This is a genomic window from Acrocarpospora sp. B8E8 (assembly GCF_039871605.1).
GTDB lineage: Bacteria > Actinomycetota > Actinomycetes > Streptosporangiales > Streptosporangiaceae > Acrocarpospora > Acrocarpospora macrocephala.
This window is the reverse complement of record NZ_JBDPLV010000157.1, coordinates 1-5658: the sequence shown is the minus strand read 5'-3', so window position 1 is coordinate 5658 and position 5658 is coordinate 1. Positions and strand designations below refer to the sequence as shown.

General features: G+C 70.0%; 4 protein-coding genes. All 4 read right to left on the bottom strand.

The features are described from left to right. Positions 1 to 122 precede the first annotated feature (122 nt). The 4 genes from ABGB08_RS54075 to ABGB08_RS54060 all read right to left on the bottom strand — a co-directional run bounded on the left by ABGB08_RS54075 (position 123) and on the right by ABGB08_RS54060 (position 5454). On the bottom strand, positions 123 to 1673 hold the full coding sequence (locus ABGB08_RS54075; protein WP_155352563.1) for an aldehyde dehydrogenase family protein: 1551 nt from the start codon (positions 1671 to 1673) through the stop codon (positions 123 to 125). Positions 1674 to 2030: 357 nt separating this feature from the next. Continuing rightward, the gene (gcl, locus tag ABGB08_RS54070; RefSeq protein ID WP_347608236.1) at positions 2031 to 3755 is read right to left on the bottom strand and encodes a glyoxylate carboligase; all 1725 of its coding nucleotides are present in this window, start codon (positions 3753 to 3755) and stop codon (positions 2031 to 2033) included. Further along, positions 3752 to 4621 carry a 2-hydroxy-3-oxopropionate reductase gene (locus ABGB08_RS54065; RefSeq protein ID WP_347608233.1) on the bottom strand — a complete coding sequence of 290 codons (870 nt, stop codon included), beginning with the start codon at positions 4619 to 4621 and terminating at the stop codon, positions 3752 to 3754. The genes gcl and ABGB08_RS54065 overlap by 4 nt, the downstream gene beginning before the upstream one ends. Then, positions 4618 to 5454, bottom strand: coding sequence for a TIM barrel protein (locus ABGB08_RS54060; protein WP_347608230.1), 837 nt, complete (start codon positions 5452 to 5454; stop codon positions 4618 to 4620). Before ABGB08_RS54060 ends, ABGB08_RS54065 begins: the two co-directional genes overlap by 4 nt. Positions 5455 to 5658: the final 204 nt, after the last annotated feature.

Here is a 5658-nt window from a genome sequence, read left to right as displayed (position 1 = left end):
GGCCACCTCGCCACGCCACCGGTGATCCCGCAGCCCACCCCCACCCAGCTCGATCTCCTCTATCTCCTCGGGGTGGATCCACGGCAGCTCCGGTGACGATCACAGACCTGCGGAAAACGGGGCTAGGCGATGGCGCGGTCAGGGATGGTCGTGTAGTCGGGGAAGTTGCCGGGGAGGCGTTCGTCCTCGGGGCCCTGGGTGACCGCGCGGACCAGGAGTTCGCCGCCGACGAACGCGCCGCGCCAGGAGCCGCCGAGGCCGCCGAAGAGCTCTTCGCGGTCGCCGCGGGAGCGTGGCTTGTTGAGGCCGACCTTGAAGGCGCGGACTTCGGTGGCGAGACGGCGGGCGGTGCGGGCGTCGTCGCAGGAGATGGTCGCGACCAGGGCGCCGTTGCTGGCGTTCATCGCGGCCAGCAGTTCGGCCTCGGTGTCGACGAGCACGATCGTGTCCACGGGGCCGAAGGGTTCGGCGTGGAAGAGCGGCGAGGACCCGGGCGGGGTGAGGATCGCCACCGGCGCAAGGTATGCGGATATGTCCTGACCAGGAAGGAACCGGCCATCGTCGAGCGAGCCGCGGAACAACGGCACGCCGCCCTTGGCGATGGCGTCGTCGATCTGATCGGTCAGATCCTTCACCTTCGCGTTGTTGATCAGCGGCCCGAAGTCGAGCTCGGGCAGCGGATCGTCCGGCGACTCCACCGCGAGCGGATGCCCGAACCGCACCCCCTGCACCGCGGGCAGATACGCCGCCACGAACTCATGGAACAACGAGCGCTGCACCACGAACCGCGGATACGCGGTGCACCGCTGCTTCGCATAGTCGAAGGTGGCGCGAATCTGCCGCGACAGGGTCTGCCAATCGCTGAAGTCCCAGACCCCCCAGCAGTTGAGGCCCTCCTGCTCCAGCACGTGCCGCCGCCCGAGATCGGCCAGCGAGGTGGCAACCTGCCCACCCGCGTCCCGGCCTCCCACGAAGGAGACGCAGCCCAGCTCCTGCCCCCGCACCAACGCCGGCGAGAGCTCGGCCCCTCCCCCGCTGACCAGCGTCAACGGCACGCCCTCCCGCACGGCCAGCGCACAGGCCAGGGTGAGACAGGACAACCCGCCGTCGGTCGGAGTCTTCGCGATGGCCGCGTTGCCCGCCAGCGCCTGCACGAGCATGGCGTGCATCAGCACGCTCATCGGATAGTTCCAGCTGGCGATGTTGCTGACCGGCCCGGGCAACGGCACGCGCCCGGCGAGCATGCGCTCGATCTCCTCGACATACCACCGCACGCCCTCGATACAGCGATCCACGTCGGCGAGCGCGAGCCGCCACGGCTTGCCGATCTCCCACACCAGCAGCAGGGCCAGCAGCTCCCGATGCGCGGTCATCGAGTCCAGCGCCGCGGTGACCCGCGCCTGCCGCTCGGCGAGCGGCATGTGCCGCCACTGCCGATGGTCGTCGAACGCGGCCCGCACGGCCCGCACCGCCGCCGACCGATCCAGCCGGGGCGGCCCCGCGATCGTCGTCCCGTCCACCGGCGTGACCCCCGGCACCGGCCTCCCGTCACGCTGCCAGATCCCGCCCCAGTGGTTGAGCACCCGGTCATCGTGAAACGCCTCCGGCGCCTCCGCGCAACACCGGCTGTACGCGTCCTGCCAGGACATACCCGGCTTGAGAACGAGCGGCATCAGGTCTTCCTTTCCTACGGATATGCGGCGAACCGTCACCATGGACGGAAGGTCGATCGGACGGAAGGTCGATCGGAGAGGCTGGTCGATCGGAGAGGCTGGTCGAAGTCGCCGGAGCGGTTTTCCACCCTGAGCAGACGATCTCTCCCGCTTCGGAGGGGTTCGGGGTAAGCGGGAGAGGGAGAGCTACAGCTGGTCCCCCACCCCATCTCCCCGGGTGGGGCGACTTGTCGAACTTCTTGAAGCGCGGGGCCGAGCTCGTCGGTGCCCGGGATCGACGCGAACAGCTGGGCCAGGCCCACCGATTCGCCGACCTCCAGGCCGGAGCTCGCCTCCGTCGGCCGGGGGCGTTGACGTTCAGTCGGACCAGTCGACGGCGTGGGCGAGGCGGGGTAAGGGCTCAAACTCCTTGATGGCGTCGAGGGAGCGGCCCATGGCCGCGTTGGCCTCACGTTCAACCATGACCTCGACGAGGACGGGGAGCTGCTCCCGAGCGGACTCGACGCTCGCCCAGGCCAGGGCGCCTTCGAGATCGCCGGGGGACTCGACACGGCGGGCCGGGCAGCCGAACGCCTCCATGACCTTGACGTGATCGATTCCGCCCTCGCCATAGTGCAGGTCGACGGCGAAGTTCATGTCATACGGAATCTCCGCCTGCCTGATCAGCCCGAGATACTCGTTATTGATCATCACGATCACGAACGGGATCCGGTACTGCGCGGCCACCGCGATCTCCTCCATCAGGAACTGGAAGGAGTAGTCGCCCACGACCGCCACGACCTCACGATCGGGGAAGGCGCACTTGACGCCCATCGCGGCCGGGATCTCCCAGCCGAGCGGCCCGGCCTGACCGCAGACGAGGTAACGGCGCGGCAGGTAGGTGCGCTGGAACTGCCCGGACCAGATCTGGTAGAGCCCGATCGCGGTCACGAACGTCGTGTCGGGCCCGTAGAACTCGTTGATCTCCCGGAACACCCGGGGCGGCTTGATCGGGACATCGTCGAAGTCGTCGCGCCGCGCCATCGTGTCGCGCAGTTCCCCGACCCGGCGCGCCCACCGGCCGGCCCGCTGCGGCTTGGTCCGGTGCCGCGCCTCGGCGGCCATCGCGGCGAGCGTCGGCTGAGCATGCCCGACCACCCCCAGATCGGGCTCGAAGACACGCCCGATCTGGGTCGGCTCGATGTCCACGTGAATGAACGAGCGGCCCTTCCGATACACATCGAGGTCGCCGGTGTGCCGATCCCCGAACCGCGCCCCCACGGCGAGCACCAGATCGCTCTCCAAGAACGCCGCGTTCCCCCACCGCGTCTGCGTCTGGATTCCCGCCATCCCCGCGAACAACGGGTGATCCTCGGGAAAGGCGCCCTTGCCCATCAGCGTGACCTGGACCGGCACCTGAAGATGCTCGGCGAGGGCCCGCAATTCGGCCGTCGCGTCAGCGATGATCACTCCACCCCCGGCCAGGATCAGCGGCCGCTCGGCTCGGGCGAGCATGTCCACCGCCGCCCGCACGGCCGAGGGCGTCGGTTCCGGCACATCCACCGGGAACGGCGCGTCCAGCTCGGGATCGTAGAGGCAGGTGCCCCGCTGGACGTCGACCGGCAGATCGATGAGCACCGGGCCCGGCCGCCCGGAGCGGGCGATCCGGAACGCCTCCCGGAACACCCACGGCGCCTGAGCGGGCTCCTTGAGCTGGACGGCCCACTTCGTCACAGGCCTGGCGATCTCCACGATGTCGACCGCCTGGAAGGACTCCTGATGGAGTTTGGCGCGCTCGGCCTGCCCGGTGACGCAGATCATCGGGATCGAGTCGGCGAGCGCCGTGTAGAGCCCGGTGATCATGTTGGTCCCGGCGGGCCCGGATGTCCCGATACAGACCCCGACGTTTCCGGTCACCCGCGACCAGCCGTCGGCGGCGTGCGTCCCGCCCTCCTCGTGGCGCACCGTGATGTGCCGGATCGAGCTGTGCTGGAGGGCGGCGTAGAGCGGGAGTATCGCCGCGCCCGGGATGCCGAAGACGGTGTCGACGCCCTCGGACTCCAGGACCGCGACCACGGCCTCCATGCACGGAATCCGCTTCATGCGTTGATCCTTTCGATGACCTTGAGCAGCGCCGAGTGGTCGAGCGAGCCGTGGCCCTGGGCGCGGGCGGCGGCGATGAGCTGGGCCACGACTCCAGTGAGCGGCAGCGCCACGCCGGCCTCCCGGGCGGCGGCGATGATGATGCCCATGTCCTTGTCGTGCAGGTCGATCCGGAAGCCGGGGGCGAACTCCCGCTTGATCATGGAGTGCCGCTTGAGTTCGAGGATGCGGGACCCGGCGAGCCCGCCCGCGAGCACGTCGAGGCCGGCCGCCGGGTCCACCCCCGACGCCTCAAGCAGCACGATCGCCTCGGCGACCAGCCCGTAGATCCCGCCGACGACGAGCTGGTTGGCGGCCTTCACGGTCTGGCCAGCCCCGGACGGGCCCACGTGCACGATCGTCGTGCCGAGCACCCCGAGCACCTCGCGGGCGGATTCGACGTCCTCGGCCCGCCCGCCGACCATGATCGAGAGCGTGCCGTCCACGGCTCCGCGCTCGCCGCCGCTCACGGGGGCGTCGATCGCCCTGATGCCCTTGACCGTCGCGGCCTGGGCCACCCGCCGGGAGGTCTCCGGCCTGATCGTGCTCATGTCGATGTGCAGCAGCCCGGGCGCGCCGTACTCCAGCAGCCCGGCGCTGCCGAAGACGACCTCCTCGACCTGCGGCGAGTCGGGCAGCATGGTGATCACCACGTGCGCCTGCGCGACCGCCTCGGCCAGGCTGCCCGCCGCCTTCCCGCCGTGACTGACGAGCTCGTCGAGCCGCTGCGCGCTCACGTCGTAGCCGACGACGGTGTGACCCGCTCTGACCAGGTTCGCGGCCATGGGGGTCCCCATGATCCCGAGCCCGATGAATCCGATGTTCATCCGTTCCTCCAGGCGAAACTGTCGGCACTCGGGCCGGTGGGCCGGTACTCAAGACCGACATGGCCCCGGTAGCCCGCCGAGACCAGCCGCTCAAAGATCTCCTGGTACGGCATGCCGCCCGACCCCGGCTGGCCACGCCCCGGATCGTCGGCGACCTGCACGTGCCCGAAGCGCGAGACGCTCTCGTCGATCAACGCGAGCACGTCCTCCCCCATCCGGTGCAGGTGGTAGAGGTCGGCCAGGAACGCCACGTTGGGCACGCCGATCTCGTCGATCACCGCGAACGCCGCGGCCGAGGAGGTGATCGGATAGCGCGGGTTCTCATGCGAGTTGAGCGCCTCCACGACCACCACCGCGTCGATCCCGGCCGCGGCTTCGGCCGCCAGCAGCAGGTTGCCCAGCGCGACCTCCCGCTGCGCCTCGACCGGCACATCAGCGGCACGGTTGCCGTAGAGCGCGTTCAGCACCCGGCAGCCCAGCGACTCGGCCAGTCCCGCCGCCACCTCCACGTTGGCCCGGAACCGGTCCGTCGTGCGCGGGTCGGACAACAATCCGCGCTCGCCCGCGGCCATGTCGCCGGCGTCGAAGTTGAGCCCGACCAGCCGCACTCCCGCGTCGCCGATCGCCCGCCGCAACCGGTCGAGCTCCAGATCCGCCGGCACCGGCCCGTCGAACGGCCACCACAACTCGATCGCGTCGAACCCCGCTTTCGCCGCCGCCTCCGGCCGCTCCAGCAAGGGCAACTCGGTGAACAGGATCGACAGATTGACATCGAACGCGAACCCTCCGTCTCCCCCGGCGAATGGCACCTTCGCCCTCCCACTGAGCGTCACGAGCCCTCCACCAGAGTTCGCACCATGCCGTCCACTCCAACGCCATCCGCCCCCAACGGGCTCTTCCCGCTTCGGCGCGAGGTGACGAGCGCTCCAACCGGGGCCGCGTCACTCCCGCCGCCCCGGCCAACAGCCCTCCACCCGCTTCGGCGCAAGAGCGCTACGGCTGGGATCGTGTCCACACCGCCCACCCCCACGAACGGG

Bases quoted from the DNA above. Each gene is read 5' to 3' on its own strand.
- ABGB08_RS54075 (WP_155352563.1), bottom strand. From the start codon at position 1,673: ATGCCGCTCGTTCTCAAGCCGGGTATGTCCTGGCAGGACGCGTACAGC.
- gcl (WP_347608236.1), bottom strand. From the start codon at position 3,755: ATGAAGCGGATTCCGTGCATGGAGGCCGTGGTCGCGGTCCTGGAGTCC.
- ABGB08_RS54065 (WP_347608233.1), bottom strand. From the start codon at position 4,621: ATGAACATCGGATTCATCGGGCTCGGGATCATGGGGACCCCCATGGCC.